We start from the raw sequence: 22,729 nt of genomic DNA on the forward strand, positions 1-22,729 counted from the left end.
GCGCCTGCCCGGGTGGTGGAAAGGCAGACACGGCCGCCTTAAAAGCGGCTGCCGCAAGGCGTGCGGGTTCGACCCCCGCCCCGGGCACGATCCGCGCTGGCGACCGGCCGAGCCCCGCTGCCGACCGGCCGGACCCCTCCGGCGGGTGGCCGAGTGACGTGGATCTCCACAACGTCGCCAGGGAGCATTACCCTGGATAGGGCACGGGCACTGTGCACCGACCTTTCCAGGAGGCTTGACAAAGTGAAGACGTCCAATCCGGTGCTGGCCCGACTCGGCCAGGCGGCCGAGCGGGAGCGGGCCGCGGGTTACGCCCCGGCCGGCGCATACGGACAGCCCGGCTACGGGCAGCCGTACCCGACGGACGCGGGCTACCCGGCCGCGCCGCCCACCGTAACGCCGATGTCCATCGACGACGTCGTCGTCAAGACGGTCACCCTGCTCGGCATCACCGGGCTCTCCGCCGCGTTGGCCTGGGTGCTGGTTCCCGACGCGCTCGTCGGCGCGGCCTGGATCGGCGCCGCCGTCGTCGGGCTGGTGCTCGGCCTGGTGATCTCGTTCATGCGGATCGCCAACCCGGCACTGGTCGTCACCTACGCCGTCGTCGAAGGCGTCTTCGTCGGCATGGTCAGCAAGTTCTTCGAGGTCATCGCCGGTTACCAGGGCATCGTCCTCCAGGCGGTCATCGCCACCTTCGGGGTCTTCTTCCTGATGGCCGGGCTCTACAAGGCCAAGGCCATCCGGGCGACGCCGAAATTCATCCGCGGCGTGATCGCGGCGACCCTCGGCATCTTCGCGGTCATTCTGATCAACTTCGTGCTGGCGCTCTTCGGCGTCGACACCGGGCTGCGCAGCGGTGGCCCGGTCGCCATCGGGTTCAGCCTGATCTGCATCGTGATCGCCTCGCTCAGCTTCATCCTCAGCTTCCACGAGGTCGAAGAGGGCGTGCGGATGGGCCTGCCGCGCCGCTACTCCTGGACTGCCGCCTTCGGCATCCTGGTCAGCCTGGTCTGGCTCTACATCGAGATCCTGCGGTTGCTGAGTTACTTCCAGGGCGACGACTGACCCTCGTCCCGTGACCGGCGCGACCCGCGCGCCGGCCAACCCGCGGCGCCCGTTCCCCGACTTCCGGGGGCGGGCGTCCGCCGTTTCGAGCTCGGGTTGGCGGCGGGGTAAATGTCTGCTTTGTTAGCATCGGGCGTGCGGAGCGCGAACCCGGTGCTGACCCGGCTGGACGACACCGCCCGGGTGGAACGCCAGGTCCTCGGCACCGGGGCCGCCCGGCCGATGACGATCGACGACGTGGTGGTGCGGACCGTCGGCCTGCTGCTGCTGACCGGTGCCACCGGGACGGTCGCCTGGACGTACGTGACCGACGGCTGGGCCGCCCCGGCCGCGCTCGGCTCGGCGCTGGCCGGGCTGGTGCTGGCCCTGGTGATCTCGTTCCGGCGGCTCACCAACCCGATCCTGATCGGCGGGTACGCGGTGCTCCAGGGAGTGCTGCTCGGCGTCGCCAGCCGGGGCTTCGAGGCGGTCTACCCCGGCATCGTGGTGCAGGCCGTCGTCGGCACCTTTCGGGGTCTTCGTCGGGATGGCGCTGCTCTACGGGCTGCGGGTGCTCCGGGCCAGCCCCCGGTTCACCCGACTGGTGGTCGGGGCGCTGATCGGGGTGGTGGTGCTGAGTCTGGTCAACCTCGCCGTCTACCTGATCGCCGGTCAGCAGGCCCTGGTGGTCTACAGCACCGGCAGCAAGGTCGGCTGGCTGCCGTACGTCTTCGCGCTGGTCTGCATCACCGTCGGCGCGCTGACCTTCATCCTCGACTTCGACCTGGTGCAGCGGGGGGTGCGGGACGGACTGCCGGCCCGGTACGCCTGGTTCTGCGCGTTCGGACTACTGGCCGGCCTGTCTTCCTCTACTGGCAGATCCTCCGTTTGCTCAGCTACGTACGCCGCTGAGCCGACCGTAGACTCGCCGCGATGGACGCGCCCGAACCCGCCCGCCCCGCCGAGTCGCTGGTCCGCCAGCTCGACCTGCTCGTCCGCCAGGTAGGGCACTGGACCCCGCCACGCTGGGCGGCACCGGGCCCGTCCGGCGGGCCGGCCCGGGCCGACCTGGTGCACCGGCTCGTCCAGCTCCTGGCCGACCTGGGCGCGGACGCGGCCGGAGAGCCACGGCGGCCGGTACCCCGGTTGGAGAACGACCTGGCCCTGCCCGACCAGCTCCGGGTGGTGGTGGCGGACCTGGTCGCCGCGGGCCCGCCGACGCCGGTGCTGGCCGGCGCGGCCGACGAGGTGGCGACCGTCCGCCAGGCGCTCTGACCGTTCGCCGCCGCGCGGCGGCGCCGGGTGCGGACCGTGGCCCACCGGCGCCGAGGCGGGCCGCTCGACCTCGGCCGGGCCTGGCCGGTCGGCTCAGCTCAGCCGCTCCAGCACCATCGCCATGCCCTGGCCACCGCCCACGCACATTGTCTCCAGACCGACGGTCCGGTCGTGCCAGTCCAGAGCGTTGAGCAGGGTGCCGGTGATCCGGGCGCCGGTCATCCCGAACGGGTGCCCGACCGCGATCGCCCCGCCCATCACGTTGAGCTTCTCCAGCGGGATGTCGAGCTGCCGGTACGACGGGATCACCTGGGCGGCGAACGCCTCGTTGATCTCGACCAGGTCGACGTCGTCGATGGTCATCCCGGCGCGTCGCAACGCCTGCCGGGACGCCTCGACCGGACCGAGCCCCATGATCTCCGGGGAGAGCGCGGTCACTCCGGTGGAGACGATCCGGGCCAGCGGAGTGATCTCCAGCTCGCGGGCCCGTTCCGCACTTATCACGACCACCGCCGCCGCGCCGTCGTTGAGCGGGCAGCAGTTGCCGGCGGTGATCCGGCCGTCGGGGCGGAAGACCGGCTTCAGCCCGGCCACCCCCTCCAGGGTCACCCCCGGGCGTGGTCCGTCGTCGGAGTCCACCCACTCGCCGGAGGGAAGGGTGACCGGGGTGATCTCCCGGGCCCAGAAGCCGTCGGCGATGGCCTTCTCCGCGAGGTTCTGGCTGCGTACGCCGAACTCGTCCATGTCGGCCCGGGTCACGTCGTACGCCTGGGCGAGGTTCTCCGCGGTCTGCCCCATGGTCAGATAGATGTCCGGCAGCCCACCGTCGAGCCGGGGGTCGGTCCAGACCGGCGCGCCGGCCTCGGTGCGGGCCGCCGAGCGGGCCCGGGCCGCGTCGAACCGTGGGTTCTGCCAGCCGCCGCCGACGAGTTCCTGCGCCTCGGGCGGGAGCGTGTCGGAGTTGCCCCGGACGTACCGGGAGACGCACTCGACGCCCGCCGAGACGAAGACGTCACCCTCACCGGCCCGGATCGCGTGGAACGCCATCCGGGTGGTCTGCAACGAGGAGGCGCAGTACCGGGTGAGGGTGGCTCCGGGCACCGTGTCCAGGCCGAGCAGCGTGGCCACCACCCGGGCCATGTTGAAGCCCTGCTCGCCACCGGGCAGCCCGCAGCCGAGATAGAGGTCGTCGATCTGGGCCGGGTCGAGCTGCGGGATCTTGTCGAGCGCGGCCTGCACGATGGTTGCGGCCAGGTCGTCCGCGCGCAGCTCGCGCAGGGAGCCCTTGTGGGCTCGGCCGATCGGGGAGCGGGCGGTCGCGACGATAACGGCTTCGCGGGGGGACGCGGTCGGCATGAACCAACGTTAACCCGCTTCGGCCCCGTGGTCACCAGTGGGCACGCCCGCTGTCGATCCGCTCGGTGCGCGGCCCGGTCCGGAGGCCGCTGCCGGGCTCGCGTCCGCGCTGGCCGGTCCGGGGCCGTACGGGATGGCGGCGACCAGTTCCCCGACGAACCGCTCGGGATCGTGGTCGAGGAGCTGGTGCCCGGCCGGACCGAGGAAGGCGACCAGGAAGGCCCGGTAGAAGCAGGCCCCGAGGAAGAGGTTGGCCAGCGCCACCGGGTCGGCCGTCGCAGCGATCCGGCCGAGTTCCCGCTCCCGCCGGAGGTACTCGGCGAGTTGGGCGTTGGCATGCTGCGGGCCGGCGCCCGTCTGGCGGAACAGCTCGCGCTGCCGGTCGAGCAGCACCGGTTCGGCGAACAGCGCCATCGCGAGCTGACCCGACTCGGAATAGACCCCGAGCATCTCGTGGCCGAGGTCGGTCAACCGCCCCGGTACGGTGCCGCTGCCCGCCTGGTCCGGCAACCGGATCATCAGCCCGATGAACGGGGCGAGCCTGATCCGCATCACGGCGAGGAACAACTCCTCCTTGCCGGTGAAGTGCTTGTAGAGGGTGGCCTCGGAACAGCCGGCGACCCGGGCGATCTCCTTCGTCGTGGTGTGCGCCAGGCCCTGTTCCCGGATCACGGTGGAGGCGGCGGCCAGGATGCGCTCCCTGGTCGCCTCGCCTCGACTTTTCGTGGTCATCGCCCTCGTTCCGTCGACTGCTTCGCAGATGGTCGGTCGGTTCGCTCTGAACCGGTGGTCGGTCGGTTCGCTCTGAACCGGTGGTCGGTCGGCTCGCTTGACAGGTGGTGAGTGCTCACTACTCTAAAGGTAAGTGAGCACTCACTAACCCCTGGGAGTTGAGAGCGACATGAAACTCACGGTCTTCGCGGCCAGTGGCGGGATCGGCCGGCACCTGCTCCGGCAGGCCGTAGCCGCCGGCCACGACGTGACAGCGGTGGTACGCAGCCCGGCGAGCCTGGCCGGCGAGCCCGACGGCATCCGGGTGGTCACGGCCGACCTCTCCAACCCCGATCCGGCGGTACTGGCCGACGCCGTCGACAAGGCCGACGGGGTGCTGTCCGGTCTGGGCCCCCGGTCGATGGCCGACAGCGGGGTCGCCTCCCGGGGCACCCGCGAGATCGTCACCGCGATGCGGGCCCGGGGCGTACGCCGGCTCGTAGTGGTCAGCGCCGCCCCGCTCTCCACCATCGCCGCTCCGGGCCGCCCGAAACCGCCACCCGACCCGGGTGAGGGGCCGCTGCTGCGATACCTGCTGGGTCCGATCATCAAGACCGTGCTCCGGAAGCACTACCTCGACCTGGCGGTGATGGAGGAACTGCTCCGGGACAGCGACCTGGACTGGACCGTCGTACGGCCGCCCCGGCTGACCGACAAGCCGTTGACCGGCGTCTACCGGACGGCGTACGGGCGGAGTGTCCGGGGCGGGATGGTCGTGCCGCGCGCCGACGTCGCGCACTGCATGCTGCGGGCGCTCGAACAGCCGGAGACGATCCGGCAGGCGGTCGCAGTCGCCACCTGACCTCCGGCCGGGGCGGGCGGAACCCCCGCCGCGGGGGTGCCGGCGGCGGGCGGGACTAGCTCTGCCGGGTCCCGGCGGCGGCCCGGGCCACCGCCGGGAGCAGGGCGTGCGCCCAGACCCGGTAGCCGTCGGCCGACGGGTGGTAGCCGTCGTGGCAGAGCGTGCCGGCGTCGGCCCGGAACACCGCGCCGGTCTCGGCGGCGAGGTCCACCACCGTGCCGCCGGCCTCGATCACGGCGACGGCCTGCGCCCGGGCGGTCTGCCGGCCCAGCCAGCCGGCGACCTGCCGCAACGGCGGTGCGATGGCCCGGACCGCGCCGAGGTCGGGACAGGTGCCGACCACCACCCGGACCTGGGCACCGCGCAGCCGGCGCACGGCAGCGCCGAGGTACGCCGCCGCCTCGCCCGGCCGGCGCAGCCCCATCACGTCGTTCGCGCCGACCAGGATCACCGCGACGTCCGGGCGCTCGCCGAGCAGTGCCCGGGCCACCTGCGTCGCCAGGTCGGTGGAGCGGGAGCCGGAGACGCCGACGCTGGAGAGCCAGACCTGGCGCTCACCGCCGCCGGTCGGCCCGGCTCCCTCGGAGAGCAGCCGCGCGAGCTGCCCGCCGACCGTGTCGTCGGCCCGGTCCACCCCGACCCCCAGCGCGGCCGAGTCGCCGAGCAGGACCAGCCGCAGCGGCGGCGCGCCGACCCGGCCGACCGTGGAGCGCAGGGCCAGGCCCAGCTCCGGGCGGGCGTACCGGCGGCTGCGGGCCACGAACGCCTCGCCGGCCAATAGGGCGATCCCGCCGACCGTACTGGCGAGCAGCGTGACCGCGGCCCCCCGGGCGATCCGGGTCGCCACCCCGTACGTCGCCGTGCCGCTCGTCGTGTCGAGTCCCGTCATGCTCGTTCCTCTACTGTGGAGGTCGTCGCCTCGTCCAGCGGTGCCGGTGTCTCCGGTGGGCCTCCAGTCTCTCCCGTCCGGGGGTGGCCGAACCAGGCCCCACGGCGGCGGAGCTGCGCCCACCGCCCGCCGGGGCCGTGCTCGTGGCCACCGACCCGGACACCCCGGACCTCCGTACCGGCGTGCCGGGCCGCCTCGTGGGCCGCCGCCGGCAGCGACCGTACGCCCTGGTCGCCGACGAGCGACGGGCGCCGTTCGGGGCCGGCGCCGAGCGCGGCCAGTACGGTCGGCAGCAGCGCCGCCGCCGCGATCGCGTACCCCTCGGCGGACGGGTGGAAGTGGTCCCAGGCGAACATCCGGGTGGGTTCGGCGGCGAACCGGGGACCGAGCAGGTCGCCCAGGGAGACCGTCAACCCACCGGCCTCGACCACCGCCACGGTCTGCGCGGCGGCCAGTTGCCGGCTCCACCGCCGGGCCAGCCAGCGCAGCGGCGGCTTGATCGGCTGGATCGCGCCGAGGTCGGGGCAGGTGCCGACCACCACCTGGGCGCCGGCGGCCCGCAGCTCGCGTACCGCCTCGACGAGGTAGCGGACCGCCACCGCGTGCGGGGTACGGTTCGTCACGTCGTTGCCGCCGATCAGGATCACCGCCAGGTCCGGCTCGCGTTCCAGCGCCGCGTCGACCTGCGGACGCAGCCCCGCCGAGAGGCAGCCGACCACGGCGAACCGGTACAGCCGGACCGGCCGGCGCAGCCGGCGGGAGGTGCCGGTGGCGAGCAGCGCCCCGGGCGTCTCCCGGGGCCGGTGCACCCCGTAGCCGGCGGCGGACGAATCACCCAGGATCACCATCGTGATCGGCTCGCCCGGGAACTTGGCGCCGTAGACGCCGTCACCGCGCGGCGGCGGTGCCTCGGCCAGCGGGATCACCCGGCGGGCCTGCCGGGCCTGCCCGAGCAGCAGCCCGTAACCGGCGGCGGTGGTGAGCGCGGTCAGCCCCACTCCCAGGGCCGTCGCCTTGGCCACCCGCCGGGCGACCGGCCATACCGACCGCTCCCGCTGGGCCGACTCTGCGCGCCGCGCCGCCTGGTGCTGCCACGCCGAGCGCCGTGGCTGCCACCGCGACGCCAGGTTCCGCTGCCGCGACCGCTGTCGCCGCATCGATCCGGCCGGACTCATCAGGGCTCCCCACCTGTCACGCCGTACCCCTCGCGACCTTCGAGATTAACCCCGGTCGCCCACCCCGCGCTGTCAGCGTCCCGCCAGCGCCGAGGGTGGCGGTCGGGTACCCGGCCAGCGCCGCTTCACCGCCGACTTTCCGGCGTTTTCCCGTTTCCGACCGAATTTCTCGACGAGCGGTCGGTTGCGTTCGGATGCATCATGAATCCAGAGGAGGGCGCGGACATGGCCACCAAGACAATTCGACGAACTGCCGCCTTCAGGGCGTTGTTCCGGGCACTGACCGCCGGCTCCCGGGGCGGGCCCTCGCTGGGCAAGCGGATCGCCGCCCTGCCCCGCATGATCGCGGCGACCGCCCGGGGTGAGTACGACGGCGGGCTGCGGCTCGCCCTGATGACCGCCGCGACCGCGTACGTGCTGTCCCCGGTCGACGTGCTGCCCGAGCTGACCCTGCTGATCTTCGGTCTGGCCGACGACGCGGTCATGGTGACCTGGCTGGCCGGTGCGGTACTCGCCGAGACCGAACGCTTCCTCACCTGGGAGGCCCGCCGGGACTCCGTGATTCCCGGCCGGGTGGTGCACTGACCCCTCCCGGAGGTGCAGCCCGTCGGCCCGCTGACGCTCCCGGCCACCGGCCGGACCGGCTTCGGCGGGCCGCCGGCCCTCCCGCCGTCCGGGCCGGGGAACCCCGGCCACGGGTCGGGCCGGCGGCACGTACGCTGGCGGGAGAACCCACCATCCTTCGCCCCGACCGCACGCCACCAGCACCGACCCTGTGCCCGGCCAGTGCCGTCCGGCCGGCGAGCACCGAGAAGGGCACAACGTCGTGCGCTACTACGACAACGTCATCGAGCTGATCGGTGACACCCCGCTGGTCCGACTCCGGCAGGTGACCGCCGGCATCTCGGCGACCGTGCTCGCCAAGGTCGAGTACTTCAACCCGGGCGGCTCGGTCAAGGACCGCATCGCGCTGCGGATGGTCGAGGAGGCGGAGCAGGCCGGGCTGCTGGGGCCCGGCGGCACCATCGTCGAGCCGACCAGCGGAAACACCGGCGTCGGGTTGGCCCTGGTGGCCCAGATGCGCGGCTACAAGTGCGTCTTCGTCTGCCCCGACAAGGTCAGCGAGGACAAGCAGAACGTGTTGCGGGCGTACGGGGCCGAGGTGGTGGTCTGCCCGACGGCGGTCGCCCCGGAGGACCCCCGCTCCTACTACAACGTCTCGGACCGGCTGACCCGGGAGATCCCGGGCGCCTGGAAGCCCAACCAGTACGCCAACCCGGCGAACCCGCGCTCGCACTACGAGACCACCGGTCCGGAGCTGTGGGAGCAGACCGGCGGCCGGATCACGCACTTCGTGGCCGGGGTCGGCACCGGTGGCACCATCTCCGGCACCGGCCGCTACCTCAAGGAGGTCTCCGGCGGGGCGGTACGGATCATCGGCGCCGACCCGGAGGGCTCGGTCTACTCCGGCGGCACCGGCCGGCCGTACCTGGTCGAGGGGGTCGGCGAGGACTTCTGGCCGGAGACGTACGACCGGGGCATCTGCGACGAGATCGTGAAGGTCTCCGACAAGACCTCCTTCGAGCTGACCCGGCGACTCGCTCGGGAGGAGGGGCTGCTGGTCGGCGGCTCCTGCGGGATGGCGGTGGCCGCCGCCCTGGAGGTGGCCCGGCAGGCCGGCCCGGACGACGTGGTGGTGGTGCTGCTGCCGGACGGCGGCCGGGGCTACCTGTCCAAGATCTTCGACGACGAGTGGATGGCCCGGTACGGCTTCATGGACACCAGCGCCACCGAGCCGACCGTGGCCGACGCGCTGAACAGCAAGCCGAACGGCATTCCGGAACTGGTGCACGTGCACCCGACCGAGACGGTCCGGGACGCCGTCGACTACATGCGGGAATACGCGGTCTCCCAGCTCCCGGTGCTCAAGGCGGAGCCGCCGGTGGTGACCGGCGAGGTCGCCGGCTCGATCGCCGAACGGGACCTGCTGGACGCGCTCTTCACCGGCCAGGCGAAGTTGCACGACACCATCGAGCGGCACATGGGGCCGCCGCTGCCGATGATCGGCGGCGGGCAGCCGGTCAGCGAGGCGGTGGGGCTGCTGGAGAAGTCCGACGCCGCGCTGGTGCTCGTGGACGGCAAGCCGAAGGGCGTACTCACCCGGCAGGACCTGCTGGCCCACCTGGGCGCCTCTCCGCGCTGACTCTCACCGGGCCGGCACGTCGGCCGGTACCGCGATCACGTCGTCCGGCACCCGGTCAGCTCGGCCGGCACCGTGCTCACGTCGGCCGTCACCGGGTCAGCTCGGCCGGTACCGCGATCACGTCGACGAAGGCGCCCCGGCGCAGCAGGGTCATCGGCAGCCGGCTGCCGATGGCCGGGCCGAGCATCAGCCGTTGCAGGCTCTGCCCGTTCGCCACCGGCCGGCCGCCGGCCGAGATGATGACGTCACCGAGGTAGATCCCGGCGACCCCGGCCGGGCTCTCCGGGACCACCTCCACCACCCGCAGCCCGCGCTGCTGACCGGTGCGCTCGGCCACGGGCGGCGGCAGCGGTACGGGCACCCCGGCGACACCCAGCCAGGCCCGGCGGACCCGTCCGGTGTTCACCAGGTCGCCGATGATCTGCCGGGTGGTGGAGTTGATCGGCACCGCCAGGCCGAGGCCGTACCCGGCGACGGCGGTGTTGATCCCGACCACCCGGCCGGCCGCGTCGGCCAGCGCCCCACCGGAGTTGCCGGGGTTGAGCGCGGCGTCGGTCTGGATGACGTCCTCGATCAGCCGGACGACCCGGCCGTCCCGGGCCGGCAGCGACCGGCCCAGCCCGGAGACCACCCCGGCGGTTACCGAGCCGGCCAGCCCCATCGGGTTGCCGAGCGCCACCACGAGCTGCCCGATCCGCAGCGGGTCGGCGTCGCCGAGTTCGGCGGGCGGCGCGCTGGTGGCCCGGACCCGGAGTACGGCCAGGTCGGAGAGGGGATCGGTGCCGACCACGTCGAACCGGGCCTCGGCGCCGTCGCCGAAGGTGGCCAGCCCGCCGGTCGCCCCGTCCACCACGTGTGCGCTGGTGAGCAGGAACCCGTCGTCGGTGAAGGTCACCGCCGAACCGGCTCCCGCACCGCGCGGCCCGCGTACGGCCAGCGCGGCCACGCTCGGCAGCACCCGGGCCGCCACCCCGGTCACCACCTGCGAGTACGCGTCCAGAGCGGCCCGTTCGGCGCGCTCCGGTTCGAGTCTTTCGGTGCTCATGTGCCGGTCAACGCCGGCACGACCCCGGTCGATCCCCGGCACCGCTGCGCCCAGAGCGAAATTCTCCGCCGCGCCCAGAGCGAAATTCTCCGCCGGCGTGACCGCCCGGCTCAGGGCAGGTTGCGGGCGTAGCGGATCTGCGGGGTCAGCACGGAGCCGATGGCGCCCTCCCGCTCGGCGCCGTCCGGCAGCCAGCCGCCCCGGGCGTAGAAGTCCCGGGCGTGCGCGTTGGCGACGAGTACCCAGAGCACCGCCCGGCGCCAGCCCCGGGCGCGCAGCTTGGCCAGCGCGTCGACCATCAGGGTCCGGCCCGACCCGCGGCCCTGCTCGGCCGGGTCCAGGTGGATCGCGTACAGCTCGCCGACGTTCGGGCCGGCCGAGTCCGGTTCGGCCGGATCGTGCGGCCCGAGATAGCTGAAGCCGACCAGCCGGCCGTCCCGTTCCGCCACCGTCATCAGGTGGGTGTCCCGCTCGTAGGCCCAGCGCTCCGTCCAGTACCGACCCATCATCTCGCCGGTCTCGGCGGCCAGCGCGTCCGCCGGGACGATGTCCCGGTAGGCCGCCGCGCGCGACCGGTTCTGGAGATCTCCGACGGCCATCAGGTCGGCGGCGACCGCCGGGCGCAACGTGAGGGTCATGAGTTGATCGTAGTAACGTGGCCGACATGGTCACCTGGGACAGAGTGTGTGATCTGGTGTCGGTGCTACCCGAGGTGGAACAGGGCATCTCATACGGGACACCGGCCTGCAAGATCCGGGGCAAGCTCTTCGTCCGGCTGCTGGAGGACGGCGAGCGGATCGCGATCTTCACGCACGAGCGGGAGGCGCTGCTCGCGGCGGCGCCGCAGACCTACACCGTGCCGGCGCACTACACCAACTATCCGATGGTGGTGGTCGCGCTCGACACCGCTGACCCGGTCGAGCTGAGCGAACTGCTCACCGAGTCCTGGCGGATCAGGGCGCCGAAGCGGCTGGCGGCGACGCTGCCGCGCTGACCGGCGCCCGGGGCGGCACCGCCACCCGGACCAGATCCTCGGCGACCACCAGGTCACCGTCGAAGTGCTCCCGGGCCTCGGCCGCGAAGCGCTCGGCGGCCGGCGGCACCCCGGCCCGGGACGTCGGACCGTAGCGCTGGGAGAAGTGGGTCAGTACGAGCCGGCGTACCCCGGACTCGGCCGCCACCCGGGCGGCCTGGGCCGCAGTCAGGTGCCCGACCTCGGCGGCGAGCGCCGCGTCCTCGGTCAGGAACGTCGACTCGATCACCAACAGGTCGGCCCGGTCGGCCAGCTCGAAGACCCCGTCGCAGAGCCCGGTGTCCATCACGAAACCGAACCGCTGGCCGGGACGCGGCGCGCTCACCTCGGCGAGCGTCACCCGCCGCCCGGCCACGTGGACGTGACCGGCCCGGATCAGCTCGCCGATCGCCGGCCCCCGGATCCCGTACGCCGCCAGCCGGTCCGGCAGCATCCGGCGTTCGTCCGGCTCGACCAGCCGGTAGCCGTACGTCTCGACCGGGTGCCGGAGCCGGCGGGCGAGCAACGTGCCGGCGGAGGTCTCGAAGGTCTGGCCGTCCCGGAGCACCGGCAGTTCGCGCAGCTCGGCGGTCTCGTAGAAGGAGCTGGCGTGCCGCAGTCGGGCGAAGAAGTGCGCGTCGCCGCCCGGATAGTGCGCGTCGACCGGATGCGGCACCCGGTCCAGCGAGAGCCGCTGGACCACGCCGGGCAGGCCGAGGCAGTGGTCGCCGTGGAAGTGCGTGACGCAGATCCGGGTCAGGTCGCCGGCCGGGATGCCGGCGAACATCATCTGCCGCTGGGTGCCCTCGCCGGGATCGAAGAGGATCACCTCACGGTCCCAGCGCAGCACGTACCCGTTGTGGTTGCGGTGCCGGGTCGGCACCTGGCTGGCCGTGCCCAGCACCGCCAGCTCACGTACGGACACGGCGGGCCTTCCGGGGGTACCGGTCGACGGCGGGTGGCGGTCGACGGGAGAAATGGTCGACCCCCGGGGTTCCGCGTGAGACTCGTCACGCGAAGGCCGGCTGGACTTTGGCCGGCGCGCCCCGGGGGTCGGGTGGCTGTCGTGGATTCGCCGCACCGCTGCCACACGGTCTCGACGACTTGCAACTGCCCGCCTGCGGCGGACACCGAAACTGTCAAGGACAGCGGCTAGCGGACAGCCACCTCACGAGTCCCATTGCTATACAAAGCTTGGACCACCTCCCTTCCCGTGTACGGCCACGCTATCCATCCCCGGTCGACCCCGGCAACGGTTTTTGGCCACACTCTCGCGGTACGGGCCGGTCCCCGCCCGGTTGCTACGCGCCGGTGCGGGCCACGCCGACCGGGCAGGTCATCCCGTTCGGCCCGTGGTTGCAGTAGCCGTTCGGGTTCTTGGTCGGCGCCAGGTACTGCTGGTGGTAGTCCTCGGCGTAGTAGTAGGTCCCCAGCTCGGCGATCTCCGTGGTGATCTCGCCGTGCCCGGCCCGCGCCACGATCGGCGCGAACGCCTCCCGGGAGGACCGGGCGATCGCCGCCTGCTCGTCGGTGGTGGTGTAGATCGCGGAGCGGTACTGCGTGCCGACGTCGTTGCCCTGCCGCATCCCCTGGGTCGGGTCGTGGTTCTCCCAGAAGACCTTGAGCAGGTCCTCGTAGCCGATCTTCGAGGGGTCGTAGACCACCTGGACCACCTCGGCGTGCCCGGTCCGGCCCGAGCAGACCTCCTCGTACGTCGGGTTCCGGGTGTAACCGCCCGCATAGCCCGCGGAGGTGGAAATCACCCCGGGCAGCGTCCAGAACAGCCGCTCGGCTCCCCAGAAACAGCCCATCCCGAAGACGGCGACCTGGGCACCCTCGGGCCACGGTCCCCGCAGCGGGGTACCGAGCACCTCGTGCCGGTCGGAGATCGGCATCGCGATCAGCCGGCCGGGCAGGGCCTGGTCGGGGGTGGGCAGCTCGGCATTGATACGCCGTAGGAACACGATGGAACTCCTTTCGTACCTCTGCCGGGTGCAACGCGGCACGCACCAGGATCCTTACCCGCCCCGGCCTCCACCACCCCCGCCTCCTCCACTGGTGGCCTGGGGGTCGCTGCTGCTGGCGGTCGCCGTCGCGTACCACCGCCGCCGGACCCGCGTCGAGCGGAGCGCACCGGCGGCGGCTACTCCGTCACCGGCCCGTCCTTGAGCGCGGCGGCGATCCGGTCGGCGTACGACGCGGCCTCGGTGTCCGAGGCGTACTTCGTGCGGGGCCAGAAGAAGCCGCGCAGCCCGTCGCCCTTGGTCCTCGGTACGACGTGGGTGTGCAGGTGCGGCACGGACTGGGACACCCGGTTGTTCATCGCCACGAACGTCCCACCCGCGCCCAGCCCGGTCTCGACGGCCAGGGCCAGCCGCTGGACCAGCCGGAAGTAGCCCGGCAGGGCCTCGTCCGACAGCTCGCCCAGCGTCTCGACGTGCGCGCGCGGCACCACCAGCAGGTGCCCCTTGAAGACCGGGCGGACGTCGAGGAAGGCCACCCCGTCAGGGGAGTCGACCACCCGGAACGCCGCCGCACCCGCCACGATCCCGCAGAACACGCACCCCGCCACCAGTGCAGGCTAGCCTCATGCAAATGAGTCACGGCTTCGAGACACTCGCCATCCACGCCGGCCAGGAGCCGGAGCCCCGCACCGGGGCGGTGGTGCCGCCGATATACCAGACCAGCACGTACGCCCAGGACGCCGTCGGCGCGCCCCGGCTCGGCTACGAGTACAGCAGGTCGGCCAACCCGACCCGGGACGCGTTGCAGGACTGCCTGGCCGCGCTGGAGGGCGGCCCGGTCGGGCTGACCTTCGCCAGCGGGCTGGCCGCCGAGGACACCCTGCTGCGTACCGTCTGCCGGCCCGGCGACCACGTGGTGATCCCGGACGACGCGTACGGCGGCACGTTCCGGCTCTTCGCCCGGGTCGCCGAGCGCTGGGGGCTGACCTGGACGGCCGCCCGGATCTCCGACGTCGACGCCGTCCGGGCGGCGGTCCGTCCCGGCCAGACGAAGGTGATCTGGGTGGAGACCCCCACCAACCCGCTGCTCGGGATCGCCGACATCGCCGGGCTCGCCTCGCTGGCCAGCGACATCGACGCGCTGCTGGTGGTCGACAACACGTTCGCCTCGCCGTACCTCCAGCAGCCGATCGCGCTCGGCGCGGACGTGGTGGTGCACTCGACCACCAAGTACGTCGGCGGGCACTCCGACGTGGTCGGTGGCGCCCTCGTCGCGGCCAGCGCCGCGCTCGGCGAGGAGCTGCGCTACCACCAGAACGCGATGGGCGCGGTGAACGGGCCGTTCGACGCCTGGCTGACCCTGCGCGGGGTCAAGACCCTCGGCGTACGGATGGACCGGCACTGCGACAACGCCGAGCGGATCGCCGACTATCTGCACGGGCACCGGTCGGTGGCCCAGGTGCTCTACCCGGGCCTGCCGGAGCACCCCGGACACGAGGTCGCGGCGAAGCAGATGCGGCGGTTCGGCGGCATGATCTCCTTCCGGGCGGCCGGCGGGGAGGAGCACGCCGTACAGATCTGTGACCGGGCGAAACTCTTCGTACTCGCCGAGTCGCTGGGCGGGGTCGAGTCGCTGATCGAACATCCGGGCCGGATGACACACGCAAGTGCCGCCGGCTCGCCGCTTGAAGTTCCCGCCGATCTCGTGCGACTGTCTGTCGGCATCGAGACCGCCGACGACCTACTCGCAGACCTGGAGCAGGCGCTCGGCTGACCGCTGTCCGGCCGCCCGGACGGCGCTGCGGACAAGCCGATGGGGAGGTGGCCGTGCAGGACATCATGCCGAATTGGGTGGGCGCGACCGCGAAACAGATCGCCCGGGCCGTCCGTCGTGGGGACGCCTCCGCCACCCAGGTGGTGGCGGACCACCTCGACCACATCGACCGGACGGACCGCGAGCTGTCCGCGTTCCGGGTGGTGCGGGGCGGCGAGGCGATCGTCGAGGCGGAGAAGGTCGACGAGCAGGACGACCTGGCGAACCTGCCGCTGGCCGGGGTGCCGGTCGCGGTCAAGGAGAACACCGCCGTGGCGGGGCTGCCGATCTGGAACGGGTCGGCGGCCGCGCGTACCCCGGTCGCCGAGGACGACCACGAGGTGGTCCGCCGGCTGCGCGGCGCCGGAGCGGTGATCGTCGGGGTGACCCGGATGCCCGAACTCGGGCTCTTCGGGTTCACCGACGACGAGACGGCGGTGACCCGTAACCCGTGGGCGACCGACCGCACCCCGGGCGGCTCGTCCGGCGGCTCGGCGGCGGCAGTGGCCTCCGGAATGGTGCCGATCGCGCACGGCAACGACGGGCTCGGCTCGATCCGGATCCCGGCCGCCTGCTGCGGGCTGGTCGGGCTCAAGCCCGGCCGGGGCGTCGTACCGTGCCAGATCGGCGCCAACGACTGGTACGGCCTCGCCGAGCAGGGCATCCTGGCCACCACCGTGGCGGACGCCGCGGTCGGCTTCGCGGTGCTCGCCGGGCGGCGCCCGGACAAGCTGGTACCGCCGGAGCGGCTGCGGGTCGCCGTGTCGCTCCGCTCGCCGGTCTCCGGGGTACGCCCGGACCAGCCCAACCGGGACGCGGTGGCCGCCGCCGCCAAGCTGCTGGCGGTGGCCGGACACGACACCGTCTCGGTCGACCCGGTCTATCCCACCTCGCTGGGGCTGCGCGGCATCGCCACCTGGCTGGCGGCGGCGGCGGGCGAGGTCGAGGCGGCCGGCCTGGATCCGCGCACCCTGCAACGGCGCAGCCGCCGGCACGCCGCCCTCGGCGTCTGGGCCCAGCGCCGTGGCCTGGTACGCGAGCAGGACCGCACGCGGTGGCGGGAGCGGAGCATCAACTTCTTCGGCGACCACTCGGTCGACCTGCTGCTCACCCCGGCGCTGGCCAGCGCCCCACCGCCGGCCCTCGGCTGGGCCGGCCGCTCGTGGCGGTCCAACCTGCTGACCTGCATCCGCTATGCGCCGTACGCCGGGCCGTGGAACTTCGCCGGGCTGCCCTCGCTGGTGGTTCCGGTCGGGCTGCGCCCGGACGGGCTGCCGGTCGGGGCGCAACTGGTCGGCCCGCCCGGATCGGAGCTGCTGCTGCTCGGCGTGGCCGGGCAGTTCGAGCTGGCCGGTCCGTGGCGCCGGCACGCGCCGGACTGGCCCCGGGTGCCGACCCCGGCCGGCTGAACTGGCCCGATCGGCCCGACCCGCCTGCCCTACCCGGCCCGCAAACCCGGCCCGCCCGGACCGGACCGCACGCCTGGATCGGTCCGCCCGGGCGGGGGTCGGGTCCGCCCCACGCGGGTCGGCCGCCCGGATCACCGCCCGTCCGGATCACCGCCGTGCCCTGCCCGACGGTGGTGTCCTCGACGCCCGGATTACTGCCCGCCCGGATTACTGCCCGCCCGGATCGGATCTGGCCGGTGCGGGTCGTGCGGGGGCACCCGGGCCGGTCAGGGGATGATCAGCGCACCGAGTAGCCCGACGAGCAGGGCCGGAAGTTGCAGGACGGCCGTCGCGACCAGGGGAAGCCGGCCGCCGGCCCGTACCCGGTCGAACCAGCCGGTAGGTCGGGCGGCGTCCGGGCGCCCTCGCGCACCGGTGGTGCCGACCCGGCCGACCGCCCGGCCGAGCAGCAGCGCGCCCAGCCCGGCCAGTACGCCGGGGTAGAGCAGCAGCAGCTCGGGGTGGGACATCCGCAGGGCGGCGTATCCCCCGGCCGGGTAGGCGATGCTGAGGCCGGTGGCGAGCGCGACCAGGGCCACGGCGGTGATCCCGAGCGCCGAGTGGCTGCCGCGCGGCAGGACGGCGTAGGTGACCCCGATCAGCAGCAGCGGCAGCCCGACCAGGGTCCAGCCGGTCAACGCCAGGGCGGCGGTCGAGCACTCCTCGACGGTGCAGGCCGCGTACGCCAGGCGGCGCAGCAGCGGTTCGCTGAGCGCGGTACCGGCGACGACCGCGCCGAGCAGAAGTGCCACGAAGAGGCTGTTGCCGACCCAGTTCAGCCTGGGCCAGGCGTCCCGGTCGACGGCCGGGTGCCGGCCCGGCAGGTACGACGGGACCGGGCCGCGCCGGAGCAGCGGGAGCGCACCGCGGCGCCGGTTCGTCACCCAGGGTGCGGTCGGCTCGGGCGGCAGCACGGGACGGGTCGGCGAGAGGGTTCGGCCGTCGACGGTCACCGTGCACCACTGCCCGGGTACGGGCACGCCGTGCAGCACCGCCCGGCCGGGTTCCCGGCCGATCGTCGGGGTGAGGTCCTCACGGACCTCGATCTCGGCCACCGGCAGCACGTCCGGACCCGTTCCGGCGTAGACGTAGACCCGGTCGACGGCCTGGTGCACCCGGACGGTGCTGACCGGCTGCGGCCGCCGGAAGAACCGGCGCCCGGCGAGCGCGCTGCCGGCCACCCGCCAGCTCAGGCCGAGCCCGGTCGCACCGAGGAGCACCGCCAGGGCCAGCCAGGGCGTCAGGTCGTACGGCTCGCTGACGAGCTGCCGCAGGCCGGCGTCGTCCAGGGCGATCCGGACCGTCGAGCCGACCGGATAGTCGGCGGAGTCCGCGACGGAGACGACCTCGACCGGCCGACCGTCGAGGAAGACGAGTTCGACCACCCCCCACGTCGGATGGGACCGGACGGTCGCGGTGACCACCTCCCCGCTGCGCTGCTGGGCGTCGACCTGGCTCTGCCGCAGGCTGCTCCCGCCGGCCAGCGCCAGCGCGGCGACCAGCAGCACCATGGCGGCGACCGCGGGGCCGAGCCGGGGCCGGGGCAGCCGGGAGGGCCGAGCCGGCACCGCCCGTTCGGCCCGTTCGCGCCACTGCCGCAGCCCGGAGCGGTACCGTGCCGGACTGCCGCCGCGCCGGGCCAGCAGCCCGCACCCGACCGCGTACGCGACGAGCAGCAGGTAGAACCACGGTGGCAGGTGCTCCGCCTGGGTCAGTTCGTACCCGAGGGTGGTGACCAGCGTCGTGCCGGTCGCCACGGCCGCGAACTCCAGCCGGACCAGGGCGAGCAGCGGAGCGCTGCCGACCAGTCCGACGATCATGTTGCCCACCCGGTCCGGGCCGCACGGTGCCGCCGCCGTGCAGGGCGCGACCGGTATGACGACCACGAACACCGCCCAGAGGGCGAGCCCGGTGGCGAGGGCGACCGCCTTCCGGTTGCGCACCAGCCACTCCGGTCCGCCGTCCGGCTCGGCCGCCAGCCACAGCCGGACGACGTCCCGCCGGGGCAGCGGCGGCGGCTCCGGGCGGCCCGCCTCCGATCCCGCCTCGGGGAACCGCGCCGGACCCGTCTCGGGATCGCGCTCCGGACCCGTCTCGGGATCGCGCTCGGTGCCGGCAGACATCTCGGGACTCCGTTTCCGGGCTTGGTCGGCTCCACCGGTACCCGGGCGGAAGCGACGCCGTCGGAACGAACGGCACGAGCGAGGATAGGACGCACCGGCAACCGTCGAACGGGGCCCGGCCGGGGGAGTGACCGGCGCCCGGATCGGGCCGCGAGGTGACCTCCGGCACGCCGGCACCGCCGACCGGAGCGTTCCGGAGCCGGGATGCGACGATCTGGGGCATGACGGAGCTGGTCGGACTCGCCGAGGTCACCGCCGCCCGCGAGCTGCTCGCCGGGGTCGTCCGGGCCACTCCGCTGGAGCCGTCCCGGCCGCTCTCCGCCGCGCTGGGCGGACCGGTCTGGCTGAAGTGCGAGCACGTGCAACGGGCCGGGTCGTACAAGGTCCGGGGCGCGTACGTCCGGATCGCCCGGCTCTCGGCGGCGGAGCGCGACCGGGGGGTGGTGGCGGCCAGCGCCGGCAACCACGCCCAGGGGGTGGCGCTCGCCGCCGGGCTGCTCGGCGCCGCCGCCACGGTCTTCATGCCGGTGGGCGCGCCACTGCCGAAGGTGGCGGCGACCAAGGGGTACGGCGCCCGGGTCGAGTTGGTCGGCAACACCGTCGACGAGTCACTGGTCGCGGCGGAGGACTTCGCGAACCGTACCGGGGCGGTCTTCATCCATCCGTTCGACCACCCGGACGTGATCGCCGGGCAGGGCACGGTGGCGCTGGAGATCCTGGAGCAGTGCCCGGAGGTGCGGACCATCGTCGCCGGGGTCGGCGGCGGGGGACTGATCTCCGGGATCGCGGTGGCCACCAAGGCGCTCCGCCCGGACGTACGGGTGATCGGGGTGCAGGCCGCCGGGGCGGCCGCGTTCCCCGCGTCGCTGCGGGCCGGCGAGCCGGTACGCCTGTCCGGATACGCCACCATCGCCGACGGCATCGCGGTCGGCCGGCCCGGTGAGGTCACCTTCGCGCACGTCAGCAAGCTGGTGGACGAGATCGTCACGGTGCCGGACGAGGACATCTCCCGGGCCCTGCTGCTGCTGCTGGAACGGGGCAAGCAGGTGGTGGAGCCGGCCGGGGCGGCCGGGGTGGCGGCGCTGCTGTCCGGAGCGGTCGCCGTGGACCCGCCGGTGGTGGCGGTGCTCTCCGGCGGCAACATCGACCCGCTGCTGATGCTGCGGGTGATCGAGCACGGGCTCGCCTCGGCCGGCCGGTTCCTGCGGATCACCGTGCGCTGCGCGGACCGGCCCGGCCAGCTTGCCTCGCTGCTGGGCCTGATCGCCGAGCACCGGGGCAACGTGGTCGACGTGGTGCACCAGCGGCAGAACCCGCACCTGCGGCTCGGCGAGGTGGAGGTGGCGCTCTCGGTGGAGACCCGGGGCGCCGAGCACTCCGACCGGCTGATCAGCGCGCTGCGCGGCTGCGGTTACCAGGTCGACGTCGCCCAGCCGGGCTGAGCCGGCTGGGTCGGACGTCAGTGCCGATGGCCGGGTGGGTCGGATCTCGGGCCGATCGACTCCGGCGGGTCGCCGCCGTCAGCCGCCGTACGCCTCGAACCGGACCACGGTCACCTTGATCTCCGCGCCGCTGGGCGCCGTGTAGGTGACGGTCTGGCCGGGCCGGGCGCCGAGGATGGACTTGCCGAGCGCCGACTCCGGGCTGTAGACGGTCAGGTCGGTGGTCGCCGCGATCTCCCGGGAACCGAGCAGGAAGGTCTCGGTGTCGTCGGTGTCGTCGTCGAAGTGGATCGTGACGACGCAGCCCGGCGCCACCACGTCCGCGGTCGGCGCCTCGCCCACCTGGGCGGTACGGAGCAGTTCCTGCAGTTGACGGATCCGAGCTTCCTGCTTGCCCTGTTCCTCCCGGGCAGCGTGGTAACCGCCGTTCTCCCTGAGGTCACCCTCTTCGCGCCGGGCGTTGATCTCCGCGGCGATCGCCGGCCGCCCGGCGATCAGCTCGTTGAGCTCCGCCTGCAGCCGGTCGTAGGCCTCCTGCGACAGCCAGGTGGCTGCCTCGCGGTCGGTCGTGGACACAGACGATCTCCTCGGGTAGTCGTGGACAGGGACGAATTACCAAGTTACCAGTGCGCTACACACCGGACGCCACGTCATTTATCGCTGTGCGGTGCTGGCCAGGGCGTCGCAGCCGTTCCGGCCAGGCCCGCGGCGGTGTCCGGCGGACGCTCCCCGGAGCGCCTCGGCGGGCGCCGGCGGGTGCTCAGCCGGCCGGGCGGGTCGGGGTGGTCAGCCGGCGCGGCGGGCGGGCCGGGGCGCTCAGCCGGCCGGGCGGCAGCGGAGCACCTCGCCGAGGATCGGCCGGGCCGTGGTGGCCAGCCGGTGCCGGGCCGTGACGTGCCGCTGCCCCGGCTCGGCGGTCACCCGTACCTCCTCGCGGGCGACCTCCGCACCGTCCTTGGAGCGGGCCCGGAGTACGCAGGTCGCCGAGCTGCCGGCCGGCACGGTCACCCGGAAGTCGAGCACCAGTTGGCTCTCGGTGATCTCGGTGTACGTGATCACCTGGGCGTCGTAGTTCGGGTCGCCGTACTGCCGGTAGAGACGGTAGGAGACCGCCCCCAGCACCGCGAGCAGGGCGACCGCCAGCAGCGCCGAGACCCAGGGACGACGGCGCCGGTGTGCGCGGCGGTGGCCGTACCGGCCGGGTGGGAACACCGGGGCGGTCGGTACGGGTGTGGCGGGCGTCTCGGGCACCGGCGGGTATCTCCTGGGACGGTTGTCGGTGGCATCGGCAAGAATGGGTACGCCCATCATCTCAGTCGACAACCGGGCCGGGTCTGGCAGGTCCACGACCGGCCGGATCGCGGGCCGGCCCTCGGGGGGCGGCTCCCGGGTCGGCGGAGGGTGGGCGTTCAGGGGGACGGGGGCCGAGCCCGGCCCGGGCATCACGAGGGAGCACCTGAGTTGGCAGAGCAGCTACGTCTGATGGCCGTGCACGCCCATCCCGACGACGAGTCGAGCAAGGGCGCCGCGACCATGGCGAAATACGTCGCCGAAGGCGTGCAGGTCCTCGTCGTCACGTGCACGGGCGGCGAGCGGGGCAGCGTCCTCAATCCGAAGCTGGACCGGCCGGACGTCTGGGCCGACATCGCCGAGATCCGCCGGGCCGAGATGGACGCCGCCCGGGCGATCCTCGGTGTCGAGCAGGCGTGGCTCGGCTTCGTCGACTCGGGGCTGCCGGAGGGCGATCCGCTGCCCCCGCTGCCCGAGGGCTGCTTCGCGCTCCAGGACGTCGAGGTCGCGGCCGCGCCGCTGGTCCGGCTGATGCGCGAGTTCCGCCCGCACGTCGTCACCACCTACGACGAGGACGGCGGCTACCCGCACCCCGACCACATCATGTGCCACAAGGTCAGCGTGGCGGCGTTCGACGCGGCCGGCGACCCGGAGCGCTTCCCGGAGCTGGGTGCGCCGTGGCAGCCGTTGAAGCTCTACTACGACATCGGCTTCTCCAAGGCCAAGATCATGGCGCTGCACGAGGCGATGCTCGCCCGCGGCGCGGAGTCGCCGTACGCCGAGTGGCTGGAGCGCTGGGAGGACCGGCCGGACAAGGGCCCGAGGATCACCACCCGGGTCGAGTGCGCCGACTACTTCCCGGTCCGCGACGACGCGCTGCGCGCCCACGCCACCCAGGTCGACCCGGACGGCTTCTGGTTCCACGTGCCGATGGAGTTGCAGCAGCAGGCCTGGCCGACGGAGGACTTCGAACTGGTCCGCTCGGTGGTCGACAGCCCGCTGCCCGAGTCGGACCTCTTCGCCGGGGTACGGGAGACCGCGCAGGTCCGGTGAGCGGAGACAGGCGTACCGTAAGGG

23 protein-coding genes, 1 tRNA gene and 1 pseudogene are annotated in these 22,729 nt (G+C 73.5%); 13 read left to right on the forward strand and 12 right to left on the reverse strand.

Features of this window, described 5'->3' with window-relative positions:
• Positions 1–6: 6 nt before the first annotated feature.
• From ACQEVC_RS14965 to ACQEVC_RS14985, 5 genes and pseudogenes are all read left to right on the forward strand, one after another.
• Positions 7–87, forward strand: a tRNA-Leu gene (locus tag ACQEVC_RS14965).
• A 156-nt stretch (positions 88–243) separates the two neighbouring features.
• Positions 244–1,065 carry a Bax inhibitor-1/YccA family protein gene (locus ACQEVC_RS14970; protein ID WP_432877438.1) on the forward strand — a complete coding sequence of 274 codons (822 nt, stop codon included), beginning with the start codon at positions 244–246 and terminating at the stop codon, positions 1,063–1,065.
• 111 nt (positions 1,066–1,176) lie between these two features.
• Positions 1,177–1,560: pseudogene (locus tag ACQEVC_RS14975) on the forward strand (Bax inhibitor-1/YccA family membrane protein); the annotation flags it as partial.
• Between the two features lie 31 nt (positions 1,561–1,591).
• A complete protein-coding gene (locus tag ACQEVC_RS14980; RefSeq protein WP_432877441.1) occupies positions 1,592–2,050 on the forward strand; it encodes a Bax inhibitor-1/YccA family membrane protein in 459 nt (152 codons plus the stop codon).
• The gene (locus tag ACQEVC_RS14985; protein ID WP_432877443.1) at positions 1,978–2,319 is read left to right on the forward strand and encodes a hypothetical protein; all 342 of its coding nucleotides are present in this window, start codon (positions 1,978–1,980) and stop codon (positions 2,317–2,319) included. The genes ACQEVC_RS14980 and ACQEVC_RS14985 overlap by 73 nt, the downstream gene beginning before the upstream one ends.
• A 93-nt stretch (positions 2,320–2,412) precedes the next feature.
• Here ACQEVC_RS14985 and ACQEVC_RS14990 read toward each other — a convergent pair whose 3' ends face one another.
• Complete coding sequence (locus tag ACQEVC_RS14990) at positions 2,413–3,675, reverse strand: acetyl-CoA C-acetyltransferase (RefSeq protein ID WP_432877446.1); 1,263 nt, start codon at positions 3,673–3,675, stop codon at positions 2,413–2,415.
• Positions 3,676–3,684: 9 nt separating this feature from the next.
• Positions 3,685–4,407, reverse strand: a complete 723-nt coding sequence (locus tag ACQEVC_RS14995) for a TetR/AcrR family transcriptional regulator (RefSeq protein ID WP_432877449.1) — start codon at positions 4,405–4,407, stop codon at positions 3,685–3,687.
• A 169-nt stretch (positions 4,408–4,576) separates the two neighbouring features.
• Between ACQEVC_RS14995 and ACQEVC_RS15000 the strand changes: the two genes are divergently transcribed.
• On the forward strand, positions 4,577–5,248 hold the full coding sequence (locus tag ACQEVC_RS15000; RefSeq protein ID WP_432877452.1) for an NAD(P)-dependent oxidoreductase: 672 nt from the start codon (positions 4,577–4,579) through the stop codon (positions 5,246–5,248).
• A gap of 55 nt (positions 5,249–5,303) precedes the next feature.
• On the opposite strand, the gene ACQEVC_RS15005 is transcribed toward ACQEVC_RS15000, so the two are convergent.
• Both ACQEVC_RS15005 and ACQEVC_RS15010 read right to left on the reverse strand, forming a co-directional pair.
• Entirely contained in the window at positions 5,304–6,137 is an 834-nt protein-coding gene (locus ACQEVC_RS15005; protein WP_432877454.1) for an SGNH/GDSL hydrolase family protein, read from the reverse strand.
• Positions 6,134–7,312, reverse strand: a complete 1,179-nt coding sequence (locus ACQEVC_RS15010; RefSeq protein ID WP_432877458.1) for an SGNH/GDSL hydrolase family protein — start codon at positions 7,310–7,312, stop codon at positions 6,134–6,136. Before ACQEVC_RS15010 ends, ACQEVC_RS15005 begins: the two co-directional genes overlap by 4 nt.
• 225 nt (positions 7,313–7,537) lie before the next feature.
• Between ACQEVC_RS15010 and ACQEVC_RS15015 the strand changes: the two genes are divergently transcribed.
• Both ACQEVC_RS15015 and ACQEVC_RS15020 read left to right on the forward strand, forming a co-directional pair.
• Entirely contained in the window at positions 7,538–7,897 is a 360-nt protein-coding gene (locus ACQEVC_RS15015; protein WP_432877461.1) for a YkvA family protein, read from the forward strand.
• A gap of 241 nt (positions 7,898–8,138) precedes the next feature.
• Positions 8,139–9,515 carry a cystathionine beta-synthase gene (locus ACQEVC_RS15020; RefSeq protein ID WP_432877463.1) on the forward strand — a complete coding sequence of 459 codons (1,377 nt, stop codon included), beginning with the start codon at positions 8,139–8,141 and terminating at the stop codon, positions 9,513–9,515.
• An 88-nt stretch (positions 9,516–9,603) separates the two neighbouring features.
• Here the strand turns inward: ACQEVC_RS15020 and ACQEVC_RS15025 are convergent, their stop codons facing one another.
• Positions 9,604–10,560: a S1C family serine protease gene (locus tag ACQEVC_RS15025; RefSeq protein ID WP_432877465.1), complete on the reverse strand. Its 957-nt coding sequence runs from the start codon at positions 10,558–10,560 to the stop codon at positions 9,604–9,606.
• A 110-nt stretch (positions 10,561–10,670) separates the two neighbouring features.
• Complete coding sequence (locus tag ACQEVC_RS15030) at positions 10,671–11,198, reverse strand: N-acetyltransferase family protein (RefSeq protein ID WP_432877467.1); 528 nt, start codon at positions 11,196–11,198, stop codon at positions 10,671–10,673.
• 26 nt (positions 11,199–11,224) lie between these two features.
• Here ACQEVC_RS15030 and ACQEVC_RS15035 point away from each other — a divergent pair, with 26 nt between their 5' ends.
• A complete protein-coding gene (locus ACQEVC_RS15035; protein WP_432891408.1) occupies positions 11,225–11,554 on the forward strand; it encodes an MmcQ/YjbR family DNA-binding protein in 330 nt (109 codons plus the stop codon).
• Here the strand turns inward: ACQEVC_RS15035 and ACQEVC_RS15040 are convergent.
• From ACQEVC_RS15040 to ACQEVC_RS15050, 3 genes are all read right to left on the reverse strand, one after another.
• The gene (locus ACQEVC_RS15040; RefSeq protein WP_432877469.1) at positions 11,514–12,497 is read right to left on the reverse strand and encodes a ribonuclease Z; all 984 of its coding nucleotides are present in this window, start codon (positions 12,495–12,497) and stop codon (positions 11,514–11,516) included. The two genes, ACQEVC_RS15035 and ACQEVC_RS15040, sit on opposite strands and share 41 nt — an antisense overlap.
• A gap of 376 nt (positions 12,498–12,873) precedes the next feature.
• The gene (gene msrA, locus ACQEVC_RS15045) at positions 12,874–13,536 is read right to left on the reverse strand and encodes a peptide-methionine (S)-S-oxide reductase MsrA (protein ID WP_432877472.1); all 663 of its coding nucleotides are present in this window, start codon (positions 13,534–13,536) and stop codon (positions 12,874–12,876) included.
• A gap of 179 nt (positions 13,537–13,715) precedes the next feature.
• Entirely contained in the window at positions 13,716–14,144 is a 429-nt protein-coding gene (locus ACQEVC_RS15050; RefSeq protein ID WP_432877475.1) for an HIT family protein, read from the reverse strand.
• A gap of 23 nt (positions 14,145–14,167) precedes the next feature.
• Here ACQEVC_RS15050 and ACQEVC_RS15055 point away from each other — a divergent pair, with 23 nt between their 5' ends.
• Positions 14,168–15,310 (forward strand): cystathionine gamma-synthase, encoded by a 1,143-nt coding sequence (locus ACQEVC_RS15055; protein ID WP_432877478.1) that lies wholly within the window; start codon positions 14,168–14,170, stop codon positions 15,308–15,310.
• Between the two features lie 47 nt (positions 15,311–15,357).
• Entirely contained in the window at positions 15,358–16,758 is a 1,401-nt protein-coding gene (locus ACQEVC_RS15060) for an amidase (RefSeq protein ID WP_432877480.1), read from the forward strand.
• A 266-nt stretch (positions 16,759–17,024) separates the two neighbouring features.
• Here the strand turns inward: ACQEVC_RS15060 and ACQEVC_RS15065 are convergent, their stop codons facing one another.
• On the reverse strand, positions 17,025–18,920 hold the full coding sequence (locus ACQEVC_RS15065; RefSeq protein WP_432877483.1) for a hypothetical protein: 1,896 nt from the start codon (positions 18,918–18,920) through the stop codon (positions 17,025–17,027).
• Between the two features lie 221 nt (positions 18,921–19,141).
• Here ACQEVC_RS15065 and ilvA point away from each other — a divergent pair, with 221 nt between their 5' ends.
• On the forward strand, positions 19,142–20,362 hold the full coding sequence (ilvA, locus tag ACQEVC_RS15070; RefSeq protein WP_432877485.1) for a threonine ammonia-lyase: 1,221 nt from the start codon (positions 19,142–19,144) through the stop codon (positions 20,360–20,362).
• Positions 20,363–20,440: 78 nt separating this feature from the next.
• Here the strand turns inward: ilvA and greA are convergent, their stop codons facing one another.
• A complete protein-coding gene (greA, locus tag ACQEVC_RS15075; protein ID WP_318394682.1) occupies positions 20,441–20,938 on the reverse strand; it encodes a transcription elongation factor GreA in 498 nt (165 codons plus the stop codon).
• A 240-nt stretch (positions 20,939–21,178) separates the two neighbouring features.
• A complete protein-coding gene (locus tag ACQEVC_RS15080; RefSeq protein WP_432877488.1) occupies positions 21,179–21,613 on the reverse strand; it encodes a DUF4307 domain-containing protein in 435 nt (144 codons plus the stop codon).
• Positions 21,614–21,823: 210 nt separating this feature from the next.
• Between ACQEVC_RS15080 and mca the strand changes: the two genes are divergently transcribed.
• The gene (gene mca / locus ACQEVC_RS15085) at positions 21,824–22,705 is read left to right on the forward strand and encodes a mycothiol conjugate amidase Mca (protein WP_432877490.1); all 882 of its coding nucleotides are present in this window, start codon (positions 21,824–21,826) and stop codon (positions 22,703–22,705) included.
• The last annotated feature ends 24 nt before the right edge of the window (positions 22,706–22,729 follow it).

It is taken from the genome of Plantactinospora sp. CA-294935 (assembly GCF_050936445.1).
Lineage (GTDB): Bacteria > Actinomycetota > Actinomycetes > Mycobacteriales > Micromonosporaceae > Plantactinospora.

Coding starts and splice junctions, on each gene's coding strand:
- ACQEVC_RS14980 (WP_432877441.1), top strand. CDS start 1,592: ATGGCGCTGCTCTACGGGCTGCGGGTGCTCCGGGCCAGCCCCCGGTTC.
- ACQEVC_RS14985 (WP_432877443.1), top strand. CDS start 1,978: ATGGACGCGCCCGAACCCGCCCGCCCCGCCGAGTCGCTGGTCCGCCAG.
- ACQEVC_RS14990 (WP_432877446.1), bottom strand. CDS start 3,675: ATGCCGACCGCGTCCCCCCGCGAAGCCGTTATCGTCGCGACCGCCCGC.
- ACQEVC_RS14995 (WP_432877449.1), bottom strand. CDS start 4,407: ATGACCACGAAAAGTCGAGGCGAGGCGACCAGGGAGCGCATCCTGGCC.
- ACQEVC_RS15000 (WP_432877452.1), top strand. CDS start 4,577: ATGAAACTCACGGTCTTCGCGGCCAGTGGCGGGATCGGCCGGCACCTG.
- ACQEVC_RS15005 (WP_432877454.1), bottom strand. CDS start 6,137: ATGACGGGACTCGACACGACGAGCGGCACGGCGACGTACGGGGTGGCG.
- ACQEVC_RS15010 (WP_432877458.1), bottom strand. CDS start 7,312: ATGAGTCCGGCCGGATCGATGCGGCGACAGCGGTCGCGGCAGCGGAAC.
- ACQEVC_RS15015 (WP_432877461.1), top strand. CDS start 7,538: ATGGCCACCAAGACAATTCGACGAACTGCCGCCTTCAGGGCGTTGTTC.
- ACQEVC_RS15025 (WP_432877465.1), bottom strand. CDS start 10,560: ATGAGCACCGAAAGACTCGAACCGGAGCGCGCCGAACGGGCCGCTCTG.
- ACQEVC_RS15030 (WP_432877467.1), bottom strand. CDS start 11,198: ATGACCCTCACGTTGCGCCCGGCGGTCGCCGCCGACCTGATGGCCGTC.
- ACQEVC_RS15035 (WP_432891408.1), top strand. CDS start 11,225: ATGGTCACCTGGGACAGAGTGTGTGATCTGGTGTCGGTGCTACCCGAG.
- ACQEVC_RS15055 (WP_432877478.1), top strand. CDS start 14,168: ATGAGTCACGGCTTCGAGACACTCGCCATCCACGCCGGCCAGGAGCCG.
- ACQEVC_RS15065 (WP_432877483.1), bottom strand. CDS start 18,920: ATGTCTGCCGGCACCGAGCGCGATCCCGAGACGGGTCCGGAGCGCGAT.
- ilvA (WP_432877485.1), top strand. CDS start 19,142: ATGACGGAGCTGGTCGGACTCGCCGAGGTCACCGCCGCCCGCGAGCTG.